Origin of the sequence: Corynebacterium tuscaniense (assembly GCF_008693065.1) — a bacterium.
Taxonomy (GTDB): Bacteria; Actinomycetota; Actinomycetes; order Mycobacteriales; family Mycobacteriaceae; genus Corynebacterium; species Corynebacterium tuscaniense.
The window spans coordinates 1-4,058 of sequence record NZ_VXKH01000093.1 but is presented as its reverse complement, the minus strand read 5'-3'; the positions used below and the strand labels follow the sequence as shown (position 1 = coordinate 4,058).

Below are 4,058 nucleotides of genomic sequence, written 5' to 3'. Positions count from 1 at the left end.
ATCCTTGGTGCCGGTGTGGCAGAGCACGGCGGTGGCGTTGACGTCGCGCTTGGTCAGCATGAGGCCAATCGGGCGACCCACGGTGACACCGCGACCGATGACGCACACGATCGCACCGTCCAGGTTCACGCCGAAACGCTCCAGCAGCGCCAGTGAACCATTCGGGGTGCACGGCAGCGGCGCCGGCTCATTGAGCACGAGGCGCCCCAGGTTGACCGGGTGCAGACCATCCGCGTCCTTGTCCGGATCGATGAGGCTCAACACGCGGTTCTCATCCAGGTGCTTCGGCAAAGGCAGCTGCACGATATAGCCAGTCACAGCCGGATCATTGTTCAGCTCCTCGATCACGGCGTCGAGCTCTTCCTGCGTGCAGTCGCCCGGCAGTTCCTTCATGATCGACGCGATGCCCAGCTGCTCACAATCCTTGTGCTTCATTCGCACGTAATTCTGACTTGCCGGGTCCTCACCCACCAGCACCGTGGCCAGACCCGGGGTGATGCCGTGTTCATCCTTCAAGCGCGTGACACGCGCTTGAAGATCCGCGAAAATCTCCTCGCGGTAGAGCTTTCCATCCAATTTGATCGCAGTCACGGCCACCATCTTAGACTTCGATGTGTGCTTCACGTGATCTTCGACAACCCCGTCATCCCACCGAACACCGGCAACGCCATCCGCATGTGCGCGGGCACAGGTGCCACCCTGCACCTCGTGCGGCCCCTCGGGTTCTTACTGGATGACAAACATTTGCGCCGGTCGGGGCTTGACTATCACGACCTCGCACACGTTGAGGTCCACGATGACATCGACAGCTGTTTTGCGCTTATGCGCGGCAACATCTATGCCTTCACCACTTCCGCTACCCACCGCTACACCGATGTGGTTTTCCAACCTGGGGATGCGCTGCTATTCGGAACCGAGCCCACTGGCCTGCCACGTTCCCACTCCCACCACGAGCGCGTGACTGACCAGCTACGGATCCCAATGCTACCGGGACGCCGATCGATGAACCTATCTAACTCCGCTGCCGTGGCTACATATGAGGCGTGGCGTCAGTTGGGTTTCCCGGGCGGGGTGTGACACTGCGCTCCGGGTGAAAGATCTGACACCTGGGCCGTCTCGCGGACAGTGAAATCCCTGGTCGCCGGGAGTCGTGGTGTTAAATCCTTCACCGCAACCGGCGGTAGCTCACGGGCACTCAACGCCTCAACCAGTTTCCAGGCCTCCTGGAGTTCCAGGTCACGCGCTATCATCCGGACCGGACCCGGCACCAGGTCAAAGCGCACGCTGGCCACTTTTAAAGCGCGCTGAACTGGCCCAACACGGAGCGTGACCTCCTGGATGTGGAGTACTTCCACGAATTCCAGCCGCCTGCTGAACAAGCCATGGCTGGTGGTGGCATAGGTTGTGCCTGGAAGAGGGGTCAGGGCAAGGGCTTGGCGGGACGCATCAATGGGTGAGGCTATGCGTGCCCGGCGCGGGGACTTCAGATCCCAGTCCGGGTTCACAATCAGTTCGCGCGGTAGCGGACTGATTGCCTCGATGAGCTCGAGAGCCTGCTCGTAAGATCCCACCGGCAGCAGGCGCGATGTGCCGGAGGCTTTGTTGGACTCACGGCCATATCCAGCAATGTTCACGGTGACCGTCCACCACCCGAACAAGCGCCACAGCACCGGTTGCGACAAGCCAATCGCGTGAATCCGATCCAATGGCACTGCTTGGGTGCGGCGGTTGGCCAGCCCGTAGGACAGGTGCACCACGTCCCCATCCAAAGTGGCGTTGTAGCGCCAGGACTGGTCAATCTGCCGCCAGATCTGCGGGATAAAACCTACAAGCACCGGCACAATCACCGTTGCTGAAAAGTCGGTGACGGTGGGGAGGAGGGACCAGGTGAGGGCAAAGAGCGTCGATAAGCGAAGCCCTGCACCTACGAGCGAACGTGCAACGGGAATGGGTGGGACAAGGAAACCTCCCTGGGGTTCCTCGGGCGGCGCGATCTTGTGCAGGAGCTCGGCGCGGATGGCTTCGGCCTCACGGCGGGTGAGGTAGCCGATCTCGATCGCGGAATTTGATCCGCCAGCCACCTCCACGCGCACCTGCGCGAGCCCGAACAGGCGGGGCGCGAAGGGCTCGACAACATCAACCGCCTGGATGCGGTCATAACGCGCGGACCGCACCTGCGTGGAAATGACGCCGCGGCGAAGCTCCAGCTCGTCCTCCCCCAGCCGGAAACCCGTGCATGCCCACCAAATTTGCGACACCAGGAAAACTAGCGCAAGCGCCCCCAACGCACCACCCGCTACCTGCGCGAATAACAGGGCTGTGAACTGCTGATCCCGCAGCGCGTTAGCCAGGTAAGTAGCAAAATTGAACACCACAATCGTGGTCAACGCCACCAATGTCGCCCACACGCGCAACAGCGGAGTGAGGCGGTGAACCCGGCGGTACTCGGTCACAGGCCACTCATCCGTTCACGCGCGTTGATGGCCAGACGCTCACGCAACGCATCCGCCTCCGCGGCGGGCAGGCCGGGGATCGTCGCATCCGACGTTGCCGACGCCGTGTGCAAGCTCACGCCCTTCAGACCAAGCATCCGCGTGAACGGGCCACTGGTGACATCCACAAACTGGATACGGCCATACGGCACCAGCGTGAACGTCTGCCGGAATTTACCTTTGGTAATCAGCAGCTCGTCCTCGGTTTCCCACCACGCCGTGTTGCGCACGCGCAGCGGAATCATGATGAGCTGGAACACATACCACGCCCCAACAACGGCCGCGCCGAGCCACCACCAGCCACCCATCATGAGCTGGGGCACGATGAAGCACGCCGCCAACACCAAAGCCCACAGGGTCTGGGAGACATACCGCGCGAGGATGAGCTTCCTCGACACCGGATTCATCTCCGCCGCCGTGGTGGGCAGACGCAGCACCGGCTCACCGGGACGGACATGACCCCCGGTGCGGGCAAAATCGGCGCTGTTCATGGGTAATTACCCTACCGCGTGGACACCTCACCCGTCAGCCGCGCCACCGGCGCCAGGAACTGCGGGCGCGCCACCGCTACTGCCACCGCAACAACCACCAGCGACACCAGGAACATGATCAGGCCCGTCCAGTCCGCCGCATACTCATTCGGGTCTACCGCCCCACGCGCCGCGTACATCGTGTTCAGGTTCCGCAGCACTCCCGTGGTGAGCACCAAGCCCACATGCACCACCACAAACACCAGGAAGTACACCAACACTGGGAAGTGCACCGCGCGCGCCACCGGCGCCGGGAACAGCTTGTTCGCCGCCTTCCACTCGTTGCGCCACCACATGCTCATGCGCGCGCCCGACGCGATCGCGAGCGGCGCTGCGATGAACACCGTGACAAAGTACGCGAGCTGCTGCAGCGCGTTGTAGTACACCCAGCCGTTATCCGTCGGCCAGTCCAAACTCAGGTATTGCAGGCCCGCGGACACCGCATTCGGGAACACATCCCAACTCGTTGGCACGATGCGCATCCACTGGCCCGTTGCGAACAGCAGGATTGTGAAAATCACGCCGTTAAGCACCCACAGCACGTCCAGCACGAGGTGGAACCAGAGCACCAGGCTGATCTTCTTCCCACCCTTTTTCGGCCGCCAGTACGCCTCGGGTTTCCGCTGGCCACGGACCTGCAGACCCGTCCGAATAATCAGCACCATCAGGAACATGTTGAAAAAGTGCGCCCAATTCAGCCACGCAGGAATCCCCACCGGCGCATTCTCCGGCATCGGCGCGGGGCCCGGGTAAGCCTCAAGGAAAGACTGTCCGGCATCAGAGCCCAAAAAGCTTCTCGACGCCCACACCCCCACCCCCAAAACCACAACCCCCACCAAGGCCCACATGAGCAAACACTTCGGGGTCTTGTTCTGGGCCTTGCTGCGGGCAGGCTTTTGAGCTGTCTGCTTCGTGGCTTCCAGCTTTGTGGCCTCCTGCGCGGGCCGCGGGGCTGGTGCAGGAGTCGCTGGAGATTCCACCCCACCCGGAGGTTTCGGCGCTGCCGGCGCTGCCGGCACGGCAGCCACTGGTGGCG

The 4,058-nt window shown here is 62.5% G+C and carries 5 protein-coding genes; 1 reads left to right on the top strand and 4 read right to left on the bottom strand.

Annotated features, from left to right (window positions below; translation table 11 throughout):
* Nucleotides 1-591 (bottom strand): tetrahydrofolate dehydrogenase/cyclohydrolase catalytic domain-containing protein (locus F4V54_RS10265; RefSeq protein ID WP_150387071.1); only part of this gene is annotated, 591 nt, incomplete at its 3' end.
* 84 nt (nt 592-675) lie between these two features.
* Here F4V54_RS10265 and F4V54_RS10260 point away from each other — a divergent pair.
* A complete protein-coding gene (locus F4V54_RS10260) occupies nt 676-1,077 on the top strand; it encodes a tRNA (cytidine(34)-2'-O)-methyltransferase (RefSeq protein ID WP_232218122.1) in 402 nt (133 codons plus the stop codon).
* Here F4V54_RS10260 and F4V54_RS10255 read toward each other — a convergent pair.
* From F4V54_RS10255 to F4V54_RS10245, 3 genes are all read right to left on the bottom strand, one after another.
* Nucleotides 1,050-2,453, bottom strand: coding sequence for a PH domain-containing protein (locus F4V54_RS10255; RefSeq protein ID WP_150387070.1), 1,404 nt, complete (start codon nt 2,451-2,453; stop codon nt 1,050-1,052). The genes F4V54_RS10260 and F4V54_RS10255 overlap by 28 nt on opposite strands.
* Nucleotides 2,450-2,899, bottom strand: coding sequence for a PH domain-containing protein (locus F4V54_RS10250; RefSeq protein ID WP_150387073.1), 450 nt, complete (start codon nt 2,897-2,899; stop codon nt 2,450-2,452). The genes F4V54_RS10255 and F4V54_RS10250 overlap by 4 nt, the downstream gene beginning before the upstream one ends.
* Before the next feature lie 95 nt (nt 2,900-2,994).
* On the bottom strand, nt 2,995-4,058 hold a 1,064-nt coding region (locus tag F4V54_RS10245; protein ID WP_249041291.1), incomplete at its 5' end, for a cytochrome b/b6 domain-containing protein.

Bases quoted from the DNA above. Each gene is read 5' to 3' on its own strand.
- F4V54_RS10260 (WP_232218122.1), top strand. From the start codon at position 676: ATGTGCGCGGGCACAGGTGCCACCCTGCACCTCGTGCGGCCCCTCGGG.
- F4V54_RS10250 (WP_150387073.1), bottom strand. From the start codon at position 2,899: ATGAATCCGGTGTCGAGGAAGCTCATCCTCGCGCGGTATGTCTCCCAG.